Here is an 18,729-nt window from a genome sequence, read left to right on the forward strand (position 1 = left end):
AAGCAAATGTTGAAAGAAAAAGCAGGTGTAATTGCAGGTAATATCTGGAATGCACTGAATGAAACAGAAGGAATGACTGCCAAGCAACTGAAAAAAGCAACTAAATTGGTTGACAAAGATTTGTTCCTCGGCCTTGGCTGGTTATTGAGAGAAGATAAAGTTTCTGCTGAAGAAGTAGAAGGTGAACTCTTCATCAAATTGATCTAAGCGAGTAACTCACTTAAGCAATAAAAAAATGCGTTGGTACATTGTTATAATGTTATCAACGCATTTTTTTATATTCCGTCATTTACGTATCTTTGCACACCAAAAAGATAAAAATAATAAGAATTCAGAATGAAGAATATACGCAACTTCTGCATTATTGCCCACATTGACCATGGTAAATCGACCTTGGCAGACCGCTTGTTGGAGTTTACCAACACTATTCAGGTGACTAACGGGCAGATGCTTGATGATATGGATTTGGAGAAGGAAAGAGGTATTACCATCAAGAGCCATGCTATCCAGATGGAATACAACTATAAGGGTGAAAAATATATCCTTAACCTGATTGACACTCCGGGACACGTGGACTTTTCGTATGAGGTATCCCGTTCCATTGCCGCTTGCGAAGGTGCGCTGCTTATTGTAGACGCATCGCAGGGAGTACAGGCACAGACTATCTCCAATCTGTATATGGCTATCGAGCATGATCTCGAAATTATCCCTATTATCAATAAATGCGATATGGCAAGTGCCATGCCCGAGGAAGTAGAGGATGAAATCGTAGAATTGCTGGGCTGCAAACGTGATGAGATTATCCGTGCATCCGGCAAGACAGGAATGGGGGTAGAAGAAATCCTTTCTGCTGTGATCGAACGTATCCCGCATCCCGAAGGTGATGAGGAAGCTCCGTTGCAGGCATTGATTTTCGACTCTGTATTTAATTCTTTCCGTGGTATCATCGCTTATTTCAAGATTGAAAACGGAGTGATCCGCAAAGGTGATAAAGTAAAGTTCTTCAATACCGGAAAAGAGTATGATGCAGATGAAGTAGGCGTACTGAAAATGGAGCTGGTTCCACGTAACGAACTTCGTACGGGAGATGTAGGTTACATTATATCGGGTATCAAGACTTCGAAAGAGGTGAAAGTGGGAGATACCATTACCCATGTAGCCCGTCCGTGTGATAAAGCTATCGCAGGTTTTGAGGAAGTAAAGCCGATGGTATTTGCCGGAGTCTATCCGATTGAGGCGGAAGATTTTGAAGATCTGCGTGCTTCTTTGGAGAAATTGCAGTTGAATGATGCTTCCCTGACTTTCCAGCCGGAATCTTCACTGGCGCTGGGCTTCGGTTTCCGTTGCGGATTCCTCGGATTGCTTCATATGGAAATTGTGCAGGAACGTCTCGACCGTGAATTTGATATGAATGTGATTACTACCGTGCCTAACGTATCTTATAATATATATGATAAGCAAGGCAATATGAGAGAAGTGCATAATCCCGGTGGTATGCCTGATCCGACTTTGATCGATCATATTGAAGAACCTTATATCAAAGCGTCCATTATCACGACTACCGATTATATTGGTCCGATCATGACCCTCTGTCTGGGTAAACGTGGGGAACTCCTCAAACAAGAGTATATTTCAGGCAATCGTGTGGAAATATATTATAACATGCCTTTGGGAGAAATTGTGATTGACTTCTATGACCGTTTGAAGAGTATTTCAAAAGGATATGCGTCGTTCGACTATCATCCCAATGGTTTCCGTCCTTCCAAGTTGGTAAAATTGGATATCATGTTGAATGGTGAACCGGTTGATGCGCTTTCTACGCTGATTCACTTTGATAACGCATACGATATGGGACGCCGGATGTGTGAGAAACTGAAAGAATTAATTCCTCGCCAGCAGTTTGAAATCGCTATTCAGGCAGCTATCGGGGCTAAGATTATAGCTCGTGAAACCATTAAGGCAGTTCGTAAGGATGTAACTGCAAAATGTTATGGCGGTGACGTAAGCCGTAAACGTAAACTGCTTGAAAAGCAGAAAAAAGGTAAAAAACGAATGAAACAAATCGGTAACGTGGAAGTGCCGCAGAAAGCCTTCCTCGCTGTACTGAAGCTGGATTAAAAGACGAACCGCAAGCGATTTTTCAGAGAGATATTCTGAACAAATCGGCTTGCGGTTAGTTTTTTAATACACCAGGTGATTGCCTTCTGTCTGCAGAGCTTTCCTTGGCAATCGTCTTTTTTGAAACAAACAACTATAAATATGAGAAAAGTTCTGTCTTTTTCGGGCTTCCTGATGTTGGGGCTCGTCATTTCACAATTCCTTCCGATGATAGCGGGAGAAGGATATGGAGCCGTTAAGGTCCTGTCGAATATACTACTTTATGTATGTCTTAGTTTTATAATGATTAATGTGGGGCGGGAATTTGTGCTCGACAAAGTCCGCTGGAAAAGTTATGCCGAGGATTACTTTATAGCGATGGCTACAGCCGCCTTACCTTGGTTTATGATTGCTATCTATTACGTATTCGTACTTCTTCCGCCTGATTACTGGAACAGTTGGGAGGCTTGGAAAGAAAACCTGTTGTTAAGCCGTTTTGCTGCGCCTACGTCAGCCGGCATTTTATTTACGATGTTGGCGGCTATCGGTTTGAAGTCGAGCTGGATATATAAGAAGATTCAGGTTTTGGCTATTTTTGACGACTTGGATACGATTATTCTGATGATCCCCCTTCAGATAATGATGATTGGTTTGCGCTGGCAATTGATTATTGTAGTGGTCATTGTATTTATGTTGCTGTCTGTCGGTTGGCGGCAGTTGAATAAATATAATTGGCGGCAGGACTGGAAGGCTATTCTTTTCTACTCCGTTATCATATTTCTGGCTACGCAGATACTTTATCTTGGCAGTAAAGAACTGTACGGAGAGGAAGGAAGCATCCATATCGAAGTACTGTTACCGGCATTTGTATTGGGTATGATCATGAAGCACGAAGAGCATGACACCCCTGTGGAACGGAAAGTCTCTACCGGAATTTCCTTCCTGTTTATGTTCCTGGTAGGAATGAGTATGCCTCATTTTATCGGAGTCAACTTTGCGGAAACTCATGCAGGTACTCATTCGGTGACAGGTTCGCAGGAAATGATGTCATGGGGGATGATTTTGTTCCATGTTGTCATAGTCTCTTTCTTGTCGAATATAGGAAAACTTTGTCCGATGTTCTTCTATCGTGACCGGAAGTTGAGCGAACGACTGGCTCTTTCTATTGGTATGTTCACTCGTGGAGAGGTAGGTGCCGGAATTATATTTATTGCATTAGGTTATAATCTCGGAGGTCCGGCATTGGTAATCTCTGTGCTTACATTGGTATTGAACCTTATTTTGACGGGCATATTTGTTCTTTGGGTGAAAAACCTGGCTTTAAGGAGCTATAATGATTGAGAAAATCCGTATATTGCGAATCTAATACTATAAACACTTTTCATTATGACAATTTTGCGTACTATGCGAAATTTCTCGTCAATGAATATTGCGGCGAGTATCCTCTTGTTTGTAGCGGCAATTGCAGCTGCTATTATCGCTAATTCTCCGGTAGCTCCGGTTTATCAGGAGTTCCTCTTGCATGAGCTTCATTTGCAGATTGGTGATTTTAATCTGCTTTCGCATGGTGGAGAGAATCTGCGGATGATTGAGTTCATCAATGATGGACTGATGACTATATTTTTCTTATTGGTAGGGTTGGAGATTAAGCGGGAGTTATTAGTGGGTGAACTTTCTTCTTTCCGCAAAGCAGCGCTTCCCTTTATTGCTGCTTGTGGGGGGATGCTGCTGCCGGTGCTCGTTTTTATGTCAATTTGTCCTCCGGGTAGTGAGGGAGGGCAGGGGCTGGCTATTCCAATGGCGACGGATATTGCTTTCTCGTTAGGAGTCTTGAGTTTGTTGGGAAGTCGCGTTCCGTTGAGTCTGAAGATATTTCTGACGGCTTTTGCAGTGGTTGATGATATTGGAGGTATTCTCGTAATTGCTATTTTCTATAGTTCGCATGTGTCGTATGGATACATTCTGGTAGCTGTCTTACTTTACATTCTACTTTATTTTATAGGTAAGCGTGGTGCGACGAATAAGATTTTCTTTTTAGTGATTGGTGTCGTTATATGGTATTTATTTTTGCAATCGGGTATCCATAGTACTATTTCGGGAGTTATTCTGGCTTTTGTTATTCCGGCGAAGCCTCGTCTGGATGTAGGGAAATACATTGAGCATATTCGTCATACAATCGCAGGTTTCCCAGTGATGGAATCGGGAAGTATTGTGTTAACTAATGAGCAGATTGCCAAACTGAAAGAGGTTGAATCAGCTTCCGACCGTGTTATTAGCCCCCTTCAGTCTTTTGAAGATAATTTGCATGGAGCTGTCAATTATTTGATCCTTCCGTTGTTTGCCTTTGTCAATGCCGGCGTCGTCTTTAGTGGTGGCGGCGAGTTGGTAGGAGATGTAGGTATTGCAGTAGCAGCAGGCTTATTGTTCGGAAAGTTTGCAGGAATTTACTTCTTTACTTGGTTGGCTATAAAGATAAAACTGACTCCGATGCCGCCGGGTATGACTTGGACGAATCTTTCCGGTATCGCTCTTTTGGGAGGGATTGGTTTTACGGTGTCACTTTTTATTGCCAATCTTTCTTTTGGAGCAAACTTTCCTATTCTATTGAATCAGGCTAAGTTCGGAGTGCTGTCAGGAACTATTCTCTCAGGCTTATTGGGGTATATTGTTCTATGGATAGTATTACCTGCCCGAAGGCGGAAATAATAATTCAAAAATAATAGAATTAGGCATATCGGATATTTATCAGATGATATGCCTTTTTTATTGTATATATAATAAGGTGAAAAAGATATCTACTAATAATATTAGTTAAACAACTACATTAATTAGTAGATTAACTAATATGATTAGTTGTTTGTTCGAATAATAGTATTATATTTGTGCCATTGTAAGAACTAAATAATATATTCAACTATGAAACAGATGAAACGATTGACCACGAAAGAGGAAGAGATTATGCGTATATTCTGGGAACATGGACCTATGTTTGTTCGTGAGCTTCTATCATTCTATGATGAGCCGAAACCGCATTACAATACTGTTTCTACCCTTGTGCGGGGGCTGGAAGAGAAGGGCTTTGTAGGATATAAAGCCTATGGAAATACCTACCAGTATTATGCGCTTATTTCAGAAAAGGAGTATAAAAGTTCGGCACTCAAAGAAGTTGTTTCCCAATATTATAATAACTCCTATATCAATGTAGTGTCTTCTTTTATTGAAGAAGAAGGCATGTCGGTTGATGAACTTAAAGCATTGATAGAGTATATAGAGCAAGGCAAAAAGAAGAATTAATCTCTCTGTAGTCTGTCAGACAGATACGGATTTTATTCTATAGACAAATAACTTTTAATCTGAAAACACAATGGGAGCCTTTTTATTCTATCTGCTGAAATCCGGATGTTGCTTGGTGATCTTTTATATTTTCTTTAAGCTGATGATGAGTCGGAGTACTTTTTTCCGTTTCAATCGTATTACTTTGTTAGTCGGATTGTCAGGATGTACTTTGCTTCCACTTATAGAGCTGACAACTACTGAAGAGACATTTTTGCATACCCCTCTGTATGCCATTCACGAGATTTTGCAAAGTACGGAGCAGGTCATGTCAAATCCGGAAGAGCCGGGAAACGAGATTCTCCTGTCTGAAAAGAATACGGAAATCTCATCTTTGAATTGGATTCCTGTAACTTTGGGGACTATATATGGAGCAGGAACTTTGTTGACATTTGTCTGGTTGTCTGTATCTACCTGCCGTTTGGCTCAGTTAATTCGCATGTCAGAGAAAAAACGGTATGGAAACTATATATTGGTGATTCCCCGGCAGCCGATTGCTTCGTTTAGTTGGGGCAGATACATTGTTGTTTCAGCATCTGATTATTCCCGGCAGTCCGAAGAAGTACTCCTCCATGAAATGATGCATTTACGAAATCATCACACATTGGATTTATTGTTTATGCAGATTTTCCTGCTTGTTCATTGGTTTAATCCTGTTATATGGCTACTCAAACGGGAGTTGCAGGAAATACATGAATTTGAAGCCGATAATGGCGTAATTAATACAGGCGTCGATGCAACTAAATATCAATTATTACTGGTGAAAAAAGCTGTTGGCACAAGGCTCTACTCTATGGCTAATGGCTTTAATCACTCTAAACTTAAAAAAACGTATCACTATGATGTTAAAAGAAAGAACCAATCGTTGGGCACGATTGAAGCTATTGCTTGCCGTGCCTGTAATGGCTGGCGCACTTTATGTGTTCGCACAGCCGGAAGTGAAAGAAATACCGCAGCAGATTCAGACTGAAATTCAGCAGGATAAAGCGGATGATTATGTGTCTTTGATGATTTTCTTCAGAAAGGAAGAAGAGAAGTATAGTAAACTGGTCAATGGATCGAATCCACCTTCCTGGGTAAAGGAGAAGCAGGCTCACCAGCTTTTGGTTAATGCCGATAATAAGGTGTTGTTCGATGGCAAATTTACCTCGATGGATGAGTTGAAGTCTGCTATTATAAAGAACTTGTTGAAGTCATGGGAGGAAAGTAGCAGGCAAGATGCTCAGGTTGTTTTCTTTCAGTATGATCGCGGAACTGAAATTGCTGCAATTACCACTATCCTCAAAGAAGCGAAAGGGGCATTTGAGCAAATACGTGCTGATCTGTCAGTTACATCAACAGATAAGAGTAAAGAGCATCTTGACCGCTTGTTTCCGATTCTTTTAATAGAAGGGGCTCCGAAAAAATATGGATTAAAGGAACTTCCAGTGGAGGAAAGAATCAGTGGCATTGTGGTAACGATTCACACTTCGGAAGGACAGGAAGTAGTTAAGGATTTTACTTTAACAGAGTTGAAACAGAAAGTCACTGCTGCACGTGCGAAGCAAACTGATCCGGAAAGTTTGGTTGTTGGCCTCAAGATAGAGAAGGAGTGCAAGATAGGATTCGTGACAGATGTCAAGCAAGTACTGCGGGAAGCTAGTGCTCTCAAGATAACATATAGCTCAACTGATGGCTGATAAATTTTGATATGAGGTTGTGTCAAAACGCTGGCACAACCTTTTTTTATGCACAAAGCCCAGACTTTCACAAGCCCGGGCTTTGTTATTACCCAAAGTTTTTGTATCTTTAGGCATAAAGTTTTTCGTTATGGCAAAGTTACATTTTCGTCCTTACCTTCCCAACCAAACCGTTCTTTTTCCCGGAAGAATTGATGAAAACATAGCAGCGAACGATCCGGTTCGCATAGTTAATACTGTTGTTGATAATCTCAATCTTGACAATTTCAAGAAGCTTTATAAAGCAACCGGTCGTTGTCCTTATCATCCTAAAATGATGCTTAAGGTGATTATCTACGCCTACATGAACAATATCTATTCGTGCCGCAAAATAGAGAATCTTCTCCTACGTGATATTCATTATATCTGGCTTTCCGGTAATGAACATCCGGATTTTATTACCATCAACCGTTTTCGAAACCGTGTAAAAGAGGAAATAAATACCGTATTCACGCAGTTGGTTCTTGTCCTTGCCGACAAAGGTTTCATCAGCCTTGACGTAGAGTATATCGACGGTACCAAGATTGAGTCCAAAGCCAACAAATATACTTTTGTCTGGCGCAAGACAGTCGAAAAGAACCGTACAAAGCTGATGGATAAGATCCGCATTCTCCTGGAGCAGGTGGATGAAGTCATAGCCCAAGAGAACTCCATGAAAGATACACCCGTAGAGTTCACTCCCGCCATGCTCTCAGATATAGTGAATGAACTTAAAGAGGTGCTGGAACACCATCCTGTAACAAAGGACAAGGAACAAAAGAAGGTCATCCGGGAAAAGAAGAAACAGGTCCGGGAACTTGAGGAGTACCGTGACAAGTTGATAGAATACGACAACCATCTTGATACTCTTGGAGAACGCAACTCCTACTCCAAGACCGATCCTGATGCCACCTTCATGCGCATGAAAGAAGACGCCATGAGAAACGGACAGACCCAACCCGGATATAATCTGCAAATAGGTACCGAGAACCAATTCCTCATAGACTTCCGACTGTTTCCCAACCCAACCGACACACTGACCCTCATACCTTTCTTCCACTCCTTTGAGCAACGCTATAACCGCTTACCAACTGTCGGTGTGGCAGACTCCGGTTACGGCTCGGAAGAAAATTATCGGTTCATGCAAGATAATGGGATAGAAGCCTTTGTCAAGTACAACTACTTCCATAAAGAACAGCGTCCCCGTTATACCCCCAATCCATTCCATGCGGAGAGTCTCCATTACAATGCGGGGGAGGATTATTACGTTTGTCCTATGGGGCAGCACATGAACCGTATAGGAACTAGACGTGACAAAACAGCAAGCGGATACATCACCGAAAGTGCCCTATATAAAGCACAAAGATGTGAAGGGTGTCCTTTGTGTGGCAGTTGCTTTAAAGCTCGGGGGAACCGTATGATAGAAGTCAACCACCGGTTAAACCAATACAAACGGCAGGCACGGGAAAGGTTACTCTCGGAAGAAGGCATCAGGCATAGGGGAAGGCGATGTATAGAACCGGAAGCAGTTTTTGGACAAATGAAACACAACATGGCATACAAAAGGTTCCGGCATGTGGGAGAAGACAAGGTTACAATGGACTTTGCCTTCTTTGCTATAGCTTTTAATATCAAAAAGATGTGTACAAAACTACTAAAAGCAGGAAAGAGAAGGAGTACACACACTATATTTATCTTTATCAGACCACGTGTGACTCAAAATACGACGAATATTAAGCCTTATTACCTAATTACTGAAAAAATAGTCGCATAGACAAAAAAGAGGAACGACTATTTTATATTAAAAAAAGAAGGGGATGTGCCTTAGTTTTGACACAGCCCCATCCAATCTGCATAGTTACACTATCCCGACCGGATAGTGACACCATTTTAAAAGTTTGATAATGGCTATTTTATTCGTCATCCCCATCATCTGCTATCGGTAGAATCTTTTGACTCTCCTCATGCGGTAATTGTTCTACTTGGCGTAGTTTCCGTTCAATGGCGCGAGTCCTTTTTCCCATTACTTCTTCCAATTGGTCACCGGCACTTTGCAGGTTCTTCTGTACTTTTTCGAGCAGACCTCCGAATTTGCTGAATTCTGTTTTGACTGCTCCTAATACAGTCCATACTTCTCCGGTACGCTTTTGAATAGCCAGTGTGCGGAATCCCATTTGAAGACTGTTCAGAATAGCTCCAAGAGTAGTCGGTCCCGTCACAACAATCTTATATTCTTTTTGCAGCGTCTCTACCAAACTTGTTCTTCGGATCACTTCCGCATAAATACTTTCGAAAGGCAGGAACATAATCGCAAAGTCTGTCGTAAAAGGCGGGTCTACATATTTGTCGTGAATATCTTTCGCCATCTTTTTGATTGTTACTTCCAACTGCTTGCCGGATGACTCTATCAATGAGGTATCTCCGGCTTCGAAAGCGTCGTAATACTGCTCGTATATGTCTTTCGGAAATTTGGCATCGATAGGCAGGTATACAGTGCTGTTCGTATCATCCTTGCCAGGAAGCTTAATGGCAAATTCCACGAATTCGGTTCCGCTTTTCTTGGTTTTTACATTAGCGTCATATTGTTCCGGACTCATCATCTGTTCCAGCAGTGCTCCCAACTGAACCTCTCCGAATGTACCGCGCATTTTCACGTTGCTCAATACTTTCTTCAGTCCACCGACATCTTGTGCGAGAGACTTCATTTCTCCCAGTCCCTTCTGTACATTTTCCAATTGTGAGCGGACGATTTCAAAGGACTGGCCAATGCGTTCATTCAAGGTTTTCTGCAGTTTCTCTTCCACCATCAGCCGCATGTCATCCAAACGCTTTTCAGTCGATTTTATCAGAACCTCTTGTTGGCGTGCCATCGTGTCGAACTTTTGGCGTTGCAGTTCTCCGCTCGTCATCATATTCTTATGCAGCACGTCTTGCAGTTGTTGCATATTCTGATTCAGTGTTTGGGTCATTTCCATGCGGAGTTCCCGTATGCTGCGGTTTAGTTCTTCACGGTTTTCTTGCATTTGTTGGCGCAAGGCTGTTTGCAATTGCTCTGCTTGGGCATGGTTATTTCCTTTTACCAGTGATAGTACAATCGAGATTACTGCTAATACGGCAATAACAATAAGTAGAATCAGCTCCATCAATAAGTCAGAATTTCGTTTCCGGTTTCAGTAATCAGAATCATGTTTTCCCATTGGGCAGAGGGTAGTCCGTCATCTGTACATACCGTCCATCCGTCAGCTTCGTCAACGAACACTTCGTAAGTGCCCATATTTATCATCGGTTCAATGGTAAAGGTCATACCCGGAACAATCATCATTCCCGTTCCACGACGTCCGAAGTGTTCCACATCCGGTGCTTCGTGAAATTGCATACCTACGCCATGCCCGCAAAGATCGCGTACTACGCTGAATCCATTCTTTTCTGCATGTTCCTGAATAACAGCGCCTACGTCTCCTAGTTGTTTCCATGGCTGTGCAGCAGCTATGCCTATTTCCATGCATTCTTTAGTTACCTGAACCAGTTTACGCATTTCGGGACTCACGTCACCAATCATGAACATGCGGGATGCGTCGGAGAAATATCCTTTGTAAATGGTGGAAACATCTACATTGATTATATCTCCGCTTTGTAGTATTTCCGTTTTGCTGGGAATGCCGTGGCACACTACATCGTTAATGCTGGTACAGACACTTTTAGGAAATCCTTCGTAGTTGAGAGGGGCAGGGATAGCACCATGCTTTGTGGTGAAGTCATATACCATAACGTCAATCTCTTCAGTAGACATTCCTTCGCGGATATTTTCCGAAATATAATTTAATAAGGCAGTATTGATCTTCGCACTCTCACGGATTCCTTCCAGTTGCTCGGGTGTACGCAGCACTTTACGCGGTGGGAGCTTGTAACCTTGTTTTCTGTATTTCTGTATTTTCGCTTCTACTTCAGCCGGATAATTGGAGGGAGTAAACCGGAATCCCTTGATAAAGTTCTTCATTATTATAGGATGTTTTTTAATCGTACTACAAAGGTACGAGAATAAATGGAAGATACTCTTTCCGGCTTTCTAAAACTTTGTTATCTTTATAAATAGGATACGTAATTTTTTACTTTGTGATATTGGTTTTCCTTTTATGTTTCTGAACATATATCTAAAAAAAGAGGAATAAATATACTGGATTTTAAAATAAAATCTTTTACTTGCAACGTAAAAATAAAACGAATATGAGAATATACATACGAACCACTCCAAATTCTTCTGTACTTCCTTTTGATTATCAACAGAAGCTCATAGGAACCATTCATAAATGGTTAGGAAATAATGAGATACATGATAAGATTTCTTTGTATTCTTTTTCTTGGCTATTAGGTGGAAAAATGATTAAAAATCAAGGGTTTACTTTTTCTGAAGGCGCAAATTTTTTTGTTAGTTTTTATGAAGAAGAATATCTTAAGATATTAATAAGAACTATTCTGTCTGATCCGGAAATGTTTTGTGGACTTGAAGTACGAGATATAACTGTGGTCAATCAACCATTATTTTCAGAAGATGCACAATCTTTCAGACTCGCTTCTCCTGTTTTTATTAAGCGATTTCAAGATGGGATTCAGAATTATAAATTCTACTTGTATGATGATGTGGACAGTAATATGCTAATGACGGAAACGCTAAGGCATAAGATGCAAGAGGCTGGATTGCCTGAAGATGAAACTCTGAAAGTAGAATTTGACTTAACTTATCCTAAGAAGCAAGTTAAAATGGTGACAATACATGGTATCAAAAGTAAAGCCAGTATGTGTCCTGTCATTATTCACGGAAGTCCGCAAAGTAAACTATTTGCATGGACAGTAGGTCTTGGAAATTCAACAGGTTCTTCATTCGGTTCTTTGTTATAAAACTATCTGTTATGAAATACTATGTAGTTAAATTTACAGGTCCTTTTGGCTTTATCAAGCCTTGGACCGCAGTTAGGGATGCAAGTGGTGGTGAAACTTATTCTCAGCAATTTCTGACTCCTTCCATAGTAGAAGGGATCAGGCAAAAACTTGAAGTGAAAAGTATATTAAGGCATAGGTTAATCTATGCCGGTATCGATGTACAACAAGAAGTAGTTCAAGCTAAAGCTTGGAGTAAAAAGGGAAAACAATATATAAAAGAACGTTCTATTCTTAAGCGTGGCGTAATGCTTTACCCTAGTTTATATCTAGCTTTTGAGTACTCGGATGATGCTGAAAGAGCAGCACTACAACATATTTGTTTATGTAGAAATGAAGATGTGCTTTTACCGGATGCTTCAATTAAGGAGATGACTCAAGAGGAATTTGATCGGCTGGACGGATATGAACTTCGTTTTGAGACAAATTCAGATTCATTTCTTGTCGGATATAACCGATTCAAAGAAAATGAAGAAATGGTGGGGTATATTGAAATAGTCGGCAATCCTGTCCAAAAAGAAAGGTATGAACAATTATAATCATATTTTAGCCAAGAGTGTAGAAAACGGAGCTACTACTTTGGAATCACATTTGGAGTCTGTTGCTGATTTTGCAGTTGTAGCAGCCCGTTATGCCGGAATGGATACTGAGGTTGCCCTTCAGGGTGCATTGTTGCACGATATTGGTAAAGCTAGTGTTGTGTTTCAAAAGAGATTGAGAAGTAAACCGTCTCCATTAGAATTACCTTTCCGGCACGAAATAGCTTCCTTGTTTTTTTTGAAACTCGTGTCTCCTGATTTGCAACCTTTTATGATAGATATGATCGTAGCCCACCACAAATCGATCTACAAAGATGTTTCGGGGACAGGAATTATAGATTTGGAAAATGAATATGAAGAGGATATTCTTCAGTTTCATCTATCTGACTTTTCGTTATGGGCTTCTGAAGCTATAGGAATTTTGGCGGAATTAAAATTTCCCGGAGTTACTCATGAAACAGTGATTACTGAAGAGGATGCACGTGAAGCTTATTATTTTGCTTTGGATCATTGCAGGAAAAGACAAAAGGGATGGTCTCAATGGAAAGGCTTGCTGATGGGGGCTGATCATATAGCTTCCGCTGTCGGAGACTTTAAAGAGAAGGTGCCGGCATTGTTTGCCGATCCTGATGTCAGTTTTTATAATAGAAAGGGTGAGTTGTATCCGTTATCGCTTATTGATTCGGATGGAACTAAGAAGCATACTTTTGTGAAAGCACCTACAGGGGCAGGGAAAACAGACTTTCTTATCAAGCGTTGTCGAGGGCGTATCTTTTATACATTGCCTTTTCAGGCTTCTATCAATGCCATGTATGAACGTATTCTTCATGATTTGGGAGATCATGTGGAGGATATTCGTTTGCTGCATTCTATATCACAACTTCTTATCGGTGAGGAACGTATTACAGAAAAAGTGATACAGGATAAATTTGGTGCATCGATAAAAGTGCTGACTCCGCATCAACTTGCTTCCATTGCTTTTGGTATAAGGGGATATGAGTCTGTTTTATTTGATTTGCAAGGGTGTGATATTATACTGGATGAGATTCATACTTATTCGGATATAATGCAGGCTATTGTTTTGAAGATGATTGAAGTGTTGAATCATGTAGGTTGCCGGATTCATGTAGGAACTGCCACAATACCTTCTGCTTTGGAGAAAGAAATTCTTGAGATTTTAGGAAAAGAGCAAGTGCAATATGTGCAATTATCAGATGAGGTATTGACTTTGTTCAATCGACACGAAATATATAAGGCAGAAGCATTTACTGATTTACTTCCTGTTCTTCAACAAGCTGTGGAACAGGAGAAGAAAATTTTAATAGTATGCAATCGGGTTGCTAATGCACAAGTCATTTTTGAACAAATAGAAGAACTCTATCCTAAAACAAAAAAGATGCTGATCCATAGCCGCTTCAAACGGGGCGATAGAAATCGTCTTGAAAAAGAATTGAAGAATGAATACAATGTGAGTCCGTATGCTTGTATTGTAGTTGCTACACAGGTCGTTGAAGTTAGTCTGGATATAAGTTTTGATTTGATGATAACAGAAACTGCTCCTATTGATGCATTAATTCAGCGTTTTGGAAGAATAAACAGGAAACGTACTGCTGAAACCATTGGAAAGTACAAACCGATTTACATAATAGCACCACCCCAAAAAGATCCTGACTGTTTGCCTTATAATCCTAAAATATTAAGGGATAGCTTTAAGGTATTGCCAGATGGTGGTGAGCTTTTGAGAGAGACAGAACTACAGTCATTAATAAATCAGGTATATCCTAAAGTAGAGATGCTTAATATTGATTTGGATGCCGTATTTGTAGATGGTAAATGGAGATTAAAAGAGCTTTGGCATCTTCCCAAGTCTGCACTGATTGAAAAACTTGATATCGATTCTGTAGTATGTATTACACAGGAAGATGATGAGAGTGGTAAGTATAGAGAGGCTGATAAGGAAGAACGAATTTTAATGGAAATTCCGGTCAGATATAGTTCTTTACGATGGAAAAGATTGAAACAATTGGATATTGGTGCTCATCCATTTGTCGTTCCGGATATTGCATATTCTTCGGAGAGAGGATTGGATTTAGCTAAAACCGGAGCAGAAAATTACGATACTAATTATCAAATATGGTAGCTTATGTATGCAACAACTATAGGACGCACATTTTTAAAAGCTTATAATTGTAAGTTTAAAACAGAATATACGGCAAGGTCTTTTTTTGAAGACATGTTTGTGCCGTTATTTTTTGACCATCATAAATATATGATGACTGCCGGTAATTCTCCACTGGAGAATCCCAAGTTAAGTTGGGATGATATGATTAAGGGGAAAAAGCCTTTTGAGACTCCAGAGCGTAGACAAGAGAGAATCAGTAAAATGATTCATAAGATAGAAACAGAGAAAGCTGATGCCAGCATTGCTATTGGATATGGAGTTGTTGATGCCACTGCTGCTACCACCGGACAAATTTCAAGTATTGCATTTCCTGATAATAAGGAAGATATTTATCTCTCATGGATTGGTGCAGGGCTAGGAATTGGGGTTGTAGGTGGATTAACCATTCTCTTTAATCATGAACAATTGCTATTGGATATATTTGAAGGTTGGCATTATTATCGACAATATTTGGAGAGATACCCTTTACTGAAAGGTAATCAGATAAATACATGGAATGGACGTTGGATTTCACATCGTTATGATAGAGAATATGATTTGGATGATCCGTTGATGAACTTTAATCCTTTGGTGCCGATGAGCGATGGATTGTTCAATTTGCAGACGGTTCCCTGGGCTGAAGTAATTGCAGGGATTGCCCGAAATAATCCGACGTCAAATATAGTGGGGTATCTGTATAGTATCGGACAGACAAATACTACCGTTGGTTTTATTCCTTTTAAACTTCAAGATATAATACGCCCCAGTCAGTTATATGCGAAGGTATTTGGTGAATCTGTCTGGATTCAAAACCGGAAGAAGGTAGAGGCATTATATGGAACTGCCATAGGGCTTAGGGCAGCGTGCCAAGCCGGATGTATCGGGATACCTGCTATGGAACCTAAAGGACTTAGAGCTTTTTTCCCGACAGAGAAAGGCATGAAAAAGATTTCATATAAAGGTGACGAGGAACAAGAAATAACGTTTAATACTTACTTAATTTGGATATTAGCCATGTTGAACAACGAAAAGCTATGGGATATGTCCCGTGAATTTGCAGAAATGCTTTTAAAATATGAAGCAGGTGCCGGAAAGGGCAGAAAGGATAGAACAAATAATGTTAATCAACTGCTTGAATCTGTTTCGACAAAACAGTTTCTTTTGAATCTTATACCTATTGTAAAAGATGAAGAAGAAAGAACTGGATATGAAAATATGGGGAAAATGGTAAATATGATGCCAAAGGATAATTTTCCGTATTTTAATACGCTCATTAGATTTCAATATGCATTACTGAATAAATAAAAATATTATTACTATGAAACCTTACATTTATTTGAGGGGATTGCGTCATATAGACCTATCCGTATTTTGTGTAGAGAGTGGTCAAAAATCATATTGGGATCCTGTATTCAAAGTGCAGGTGCCTTTCTCTAGTGGTCAACAAGTGAAAAGAAGTATCTTGGATACTATTAACAGTGAATTGCTGGTAGATCCTTCTTCGGTAACTTTTGTTTTTGATGTGAACAATAAGGGAGCTTTGGGAGAAGGAGAAGTTCTTTCGCTTTGTGATCCTCAATACTATGACCAACTTCTTGGAGGTTGGATGAAAGCTGCCAAGGGAGGGAAAGAGAGAACTCTTAAAAGAAGAAGTCCATTTTCTATTTCTGCAATGCGCCTGCTTCATCCTTTGTTAGGCGGACGATTTTCAGAGAATGCTACTTTTGATCGGAGTGACAGACCGGAGATTCATAAAGTAGTTGTAAGAGACGCATCCGGTAAACCGATGTCTGAAGAGGCGATAGAAGAATTATTGGCAGGTACAGACAGGAGCTTATATCGTAAATGGATTCCTGATAACGCAAGAGCTACCGGATTGTTTGTTTATGATGTAGCCATTGATTTACGAACCTTGTTTGCCGTTTCTGTCAATCAAATGGAACCGGAATTGACAAAGGAGAAAGTTGAAGAATTGAAAGAGAAAGGATGGATAAGTTCCCGAAATGTATTTGGAGAGTGTTTGATTATGCCTAAAGAGCATCGTGATAAAGCAATACTAGCTATAGCAAAGGCCTTAATCAATTGGCGGATTTCCAGTAATCAATCAAGAACGTTTAGCCTGATGGAAACATTAGCCATTGCAATTAGTGATAATGCGAATTCTTTGGCTGGAGCTATACGTGCTAAATTAATTGACGATTCGGAAAAAGCAAAAGCCAAGCCAATAGTGGATGAAACGGCTGGGGCTGAGTTATTTGTTACTTTACCGTGTTCCGGATATATGGTGACTGAAACTGAATCTGCAGATGCATTACAAAGGGCGGAAGAACGCTTGATAGAATTACTATCTGCTTTTGATTATGAGAATCAAAAATAATACTCTTTATTTTTCAGGCAGAGCATTTTACTCTGCCTGATTTTTCAAAATATAGGTAGAAGATGAAAATAACTGGTACTCATTTTAATTATTATCAAGTTTGTAAACGTAAACTTTGGTTGTTTGCTAATGGTATAACAATGGAGCATACTTCAGATTTAGTCTATGAGGGGAAATTGATTCATGAAGAATCATATCCACAACGTTCGGCCAAGTATGAAGAAGTTGAGATAGATGGCATTAAAGTTGATTATTATGATACCGGAAATAAGATAATTCATGAGATCAAAAAGTCAGACAAGATAGAACGGGCTCATGAATGGCAGTTGAAATATTATATATACATATTTGAGCGGAATGGAATGGAAGGAGTAACCGGAATATTAGAATATCCGGTTTTACGCAAAAAAGATCTGATATATCTTAGTGATATTGACCGTGAAATGATTTGCGAAATGGAACATGATATTTTGCAGATAATAGAATCGGATTCTTGTCCATCGTTGGAAAAGAAGAGGGTATGTAAAAATTGTAGTTACATAGATTTTTGTTATAGTGGAGAGGAAGAAGAATGAAGAAAACATATTATTTATTTAATCCGGGACAATTAGAACGAAAAGATAATACTCTGAAATTTACTCCGGTCGTTGAAGATGGTAATGGCGAAGAGTCTGTCGGGGCACCGCGATACTTACCTGTCGAGGATATTAATGAGTTTTATGTTTTCGGTTCTTTGCGAGCTAATAGTTCGCTATTTAATTTTTTAGGACAGAAAGATATTGCTGTACATTTTTTCGATTATTATGAGAATTATACCGGATCCTTTATGCCTAAAGATTCCTTGTTGAGTGGTAGAATGCTTCTTGCACAAACATCTGCTTTTCAGAATAAGAAAAAACGACTTTTGATTGCTCAGAAATTCATAGAATCCGCCGCTTATAATATGATTAAAAATCTGCAATATTATAATCGTCGGGGGAAGGATATGGAAGATATAATCGATATAATAAAAGGATATGCAGCAAAACTTCGGGAAACAGTTTCTGTAGACGAGCTAATGGGGACTGAAGGTATGATTCGACAGACCTATTATGATGCTTTTAACTTGATCTTAAATGATTTCGAAATGGGTAACCGCACAAAACAGCCTCCTCAAAATGAAGTGAATGCACTGATATCTTTTGGAAATATGATGTGTTATACTTTGTGCTTGAGGGCTATTCATCAAACTCAGTTGAATCCGACCATTAGTTTTTTGCACACTCCGGGTGAGCGACGTTATTCCTTGGCATTGGATATTGCGGAAGTTTTTAAACCTGTAATTATTGACAGAGTTATTTTTAAAGTACTGAATAAGAGAGAAATTCAGGAAAAACATTTTGATAAAAAGTTGAATAAATGTCTGCTTAATCACTCAGGAAAAAAGATATTTGTGAAAGCTATAGAAGATAAATTATTAGAAACGATAAAACATCGGACGTTGAATCGTAATGTTAGTTATCGGCACTTGATAAAATTGGAGTGTTATAAGTTGGCAAAACACTTATTGGAAATTGAAGAGTATAAACCTTTTAAGATGTATTGGTAGAG

General features: G+C 39.7%; 17 protein-coding genes. 15 read left to right on the top strand and 2 right to left on the bottom strand.

Translation table 11 applies throughout. The features are described 5' to 3' along the window. Positions 1 to 6 precede the first annotated feature (6 nt). From K6V30_RS15070 to K6V30_RS15105, 8 genes are all read left to right on the top strand, one after another. Positions 7 to 207, top strand: a complete 201-nt coding sequence (locus tag K6V30_RS15070) for a winged helix-turn-helix domain-containing protein (protein WP_008761257.1) — start codon at positions 7 to 9, stop codon at positions 205 to 207. 129 nt (positions 208 to 336) lie between these two features. Next, positions 337 to 2,118, top strand: coding sequence for a translation elongation factor 4 (lepA, locus tag K6V30_RS15075; RefSeq protein WP_055271718.1), 1,782 nt, complete (start codon positions 337 to 339; stop codon positions 2,116 to 2,118). Positions 2,119 to 2,259: 141 nt separating this feature from the next. Beyond that, complete coding sequence (locus tag K6V30_RS15080; protein WP_010538318.1) at positions 2,260 to 3,438, top strand: cation:proton antiporter family protein; 1,179 nt, start codon at positions 2,260 to 2,262, stop codon at positions 3,436 to 3,438. A 45-nt stretch (positions 3,439 to 3,483) separates the two neighbouring features. Further along, positions 3,484 to 4,803 (top strand): Na+/H+ antiporter NhaA, encoded by a 1,320-nt coding sequence (nhaA, locus tag K6V30_RS15085; RefSeq protein WP_022301529.1) that lies wholly within the window; start codon positions 3,484 to 3,486, stop codon positions 4,801 to 4,803. Positions 4,804 to 5,022: 219 nt separating this feature from the next. Then, a complete protein-coding gene (locus K6V30_RS15090) occupies positions 5,023 to 5,391 on the top strand; it encodes a BlaI/MecI/CopY family transcriptional regulator (protein WP_055271729.1) in 369 nt (122 codons plus the stop codon). A 70-nt stretch (positions 5,392 to 5,461) separates the two neighbouring features. Continuing rightward, positions 5,462 to 6,400: a M56 family metallopeptidase gene (locus K6V30_RS15095; RefSeq protein ID WP_224207161.1), complete on the top strand. Its 939-nt coding sequence runs from the start codon at positions 5,462 to 5,464 to the stop codon at positions 6,398 to 6,400. Further along, positions 6,333 to 7,109, top strand: a complete 777-nt coding sequence (locus K6V30_RS15100) for a hypothetical protein (protein WP_224207162.1) — start codon at positions 6,333 to 6,335, stop codon at positions 7,107 to 7,109. The genes K6V30_RS15095 and K6V30_RS15100 overlap by 68 nt, the downstream gene beginning before the upstream one ends. 130 nt (positions 7,110 to 7,239) lie before the next feature. Continuing rightward, positions 7,240 to 8,901, top strand: coding sequence for an IS1182-like element ISBthe2 family transposase (locus tag K6V30_RS15105; RefSeq protein WP_224207163.1), 1,662 nt, complete (start codon positions 7,240 to 7,242; stop codon positions 8,899 to 8,901). Positions 8,902 to 9,040: 139 nt separating this feature from the next. Here K6V30_RS15105 and K6V30_RS15110 read toward each other — a convergent pair whose 3' ends face one another. Together K6V30_RS15110 and map are read right to left on the bottom strand one after the other, a co-directional pair. After that, a complete protein-coding gene (locus tag K6V30_RS15110) occupies positions 9,041 to 10,270 on the bottom strand; it encodes a DNA recombination protein RmuC (RefSeq protein ID WP_055269378.1) in 1,230 nt (409 codons plus the stop codon). Continuing rightward, complete coding sequence (gene map / locus K6V30_RS15115) at positions 10,270 to 11,124, bottom strand: type I methionyl aminopeptidase (RefSeq protein WP_055269379.1); 855 nt, start codon at positions 11,122 to 11,124, stop codon at positions 10,270 to 10,272. Before map ends, K6V30_RS15110 begins: the two co-directional genes overlap by 1 nt. A gap of 227 nt (positions 11,125 to 11,351) precedes the next feature. Here map and cas6 point away from each other — a divergent pair, with 227 nt between their 5' ends. The 7 genes from cas6 (at position 11,352) to cas1b (ending at position 18,727) form a co-directional block, all read left to right on the top strand. Next, on the top strand, positions 11,352 to 12,023 hold the full coding sequence (gene cas6 / locus K6V30_RS15120; RefSeq protein ID WP_055269380.1) for a CRISPR-associated endoribonuclease Cas6: 672 nt from the start codon (positions 11,352 to 11,354) through the stop codon (positions 12,021 to 12,023). A gap of 11 nt (positions 12,024 to 12,034) precedes the next feature. Further along, positions 12,035 to 12,601, top strand: a complete 567-nt coding sequence (locus tag K6V30_RS15125) for a hypothetical protein (RefSeq protein ID WP_055269381.1) — start codon at positions 12,035 to 12,037, stop codon at positions 12,599 to 12,601. Further along, positions 12,588 to 14,741 carry a CRISPR-associated helicase/endonuclease Cas3 gene (locus K6V30_RS15130; RefSeq protein ID WP_055269382.1) on the top strand — a complete coding sequence of 718 codons (2,154 nt, stop codon included), beginning with the start codon at positions 12,588 to 12,590 and terminating at the stop codon, positions 14,739 to 14,741. Before K6V30_RS15125 ends, K6V30_RS15130 begins: the two co-directional genes overlap by 14 nt. 3 nt (positions 14,742 to 14,744) lie before the next feature. Beyond that, positions 14,745 to 16,067, top strand: a complete 1,323-nt coding sequence (locus K6V30_RS15135; RefSeq protein WP_055269383.1) for a hypothetical protein — start codon at positions 14,745 to 14,747, stop codon at positions 16,065 to 16,067. A 13-nt stretch (positions 16,068 to 16,080) separates the two neighbouring features. After that, positions 16,081 to 17,139, top strand: a complete 1,059-nt coding sequence (locus K6V30_RS15140) for a hypothetical protein (protein WP_055269384.1) — start codon at positions 16,081 to 16,083, stop codon at positions 17,137 to 17,139. Between the two features lie 62 nt (positions 17,140 to 17,201). Then, positions 17,202 to 17,714, top strand: a complete 513-nt coding sequence (gene cas4 / locus K6V30_RS15145; protein WP_055269385.1) for a CRISPR-associated protein Cas4 — start codon at positions 17,202 to 17,204, stop codon at positions 17,712 to 17,714. Beyond that, complete coding sequence (cas1b, locus tag K6V30_RS15150; protein ID WP_055269386.1) at positions 17,711 to 18,727, top strand: type I-B CRISPR-associated endonuclease Cas1b; 1,017 nt, start codon at positions 17,711 to 17,713, stop codon at positions 18,725 to 18,727. The genes cas4 and cas1b overlap by 4 nt, the downstream gene beginning before the upstream one ends. The last annotated feature ends 2 nt before the right edge of the window (positions 18,728 to 18,729 follow it).

Origin of the sequence: Bacteroides faecis, from assembly GCF_020091505.1 — a bacterium.
Lineage (GTDB): Bacteria > Bacteroidota > Bacteroidia > Bacteroidales > Bacteroidaceae > Bacteroides > Bacteroides faecis.

Bases quoted from the DNA above. Each gene is read 5' to 3' on its own strand.
- lepA (WP_055271718.1), top strand. From the start codon at position 337: ATGAAGAATATACGCAACTTCTGCATTATTGCCCACATTGACCATGGT.
- K6V30_RS15135 (WP_055269383.1), top strand. From the start codon at position 14,745: ATGTATGCAACAACTATAGGACGCACATTTTTAAAAGCTTATAATTGT.
- K6V30_RS15090 (WP_055271729.1), top strand. From the start codon at position 5,023: ATGAAACGATTGACCACGAAAGAGGAAGAGATTATGCGTATATTCTGG.
- K6V30_RS15100 (WP_224207162.1), top strand. From the start codon at position 6,333: ATGGCTGGCGCACTTTATGTGTTCGCACAGCCGGAAGTGAAAGAAATA.
- nhaA (WP_022301529.1), top strand. From the start codon at position 3,484: ATGACAATTTTGCGTACTATGCGAAATTTCTCGTCAATGAATATTGCG.
- cas6 (WP_055269380.1), top strand. From the start codon at position 11,352: ATGAGAATATACATACGAACCACTCCAAATTCTTCTGTACTTCCTTTT.
- K6V30_RS15110 (WP_055269378.1), bottom strand. From the start codon at position 10,270: ATGGAGCTGATTCTACTTATTGTTATTGCCGTATTAGCAGTAATCTCG.
- cas1b (WP_055269386.1), top strand. From the start codon at position 17,711: ATGAAGAAAACATATTATTTATTTAATCCGGGACAATTAGAACGAAAA.
- K6V30_RS15070 (WP_008761257.1), top strand. From the start codon at position 7: ATGTTGAAAGAAAAAGCAGGTGTAATTGCAGGTAATATCTGGAATGCA.
- K6V30_RS15080 (WP_010538318.1), top strand. From the start codon at position 2,260: ATGAGAAAAGTTCTGTCTTTTTCGGGCTTCCTGATGTTGGGGCTCGTC.
- K6V30_RS15125 (WP_055269381.1), top strand. From the start codon at position 12,035: ATGAAATACTATGTAGTTAAATTTACAGGTCCTTTTGGCTTTATCAAG.
- map (WP_055269379.1), bottom strand. From the start codon at position 11,124: ATGAAGAACTTTATCAAGGGATTCCGGTTTACTCCCTCCAATTATCCG.
- K6V30_RS15095 (WP_224207161.1), top strand. From the start codon at position 5,462: ATGGGAGCCTTTTTATTCTATCTGCTGAAATCCGGATGTTGCTTGGTG.
- cas4 (WP_055269385.1), top strand. From the start codon at position 17,202: ATGAAAATAACTGGTACTCATTTTAATTATTATCAAGTTTGTAAACGT.
- K6V30_RS15140 (WP_055269384.1), top strand. From the start codon at position 16,081: ATGAAACCTTACATTTATTTGAGGGGATTGCGTCATATAGACCTATCC.
- K6V30_RS15130 (WP_055269382.1), top strand. From the start codon at position 12,588: ATGAACAATTATAATCATATTTTAGCCAAGAGTGTAGAAAACGGAGCT.
- K6V30_RS15105 (WP_224207163.1), top strand. From the start codon at position 7,240: ATGGCAAAGTTACATTTTCGTCCTTACCTTCCCAACCAAACCGTTCTT.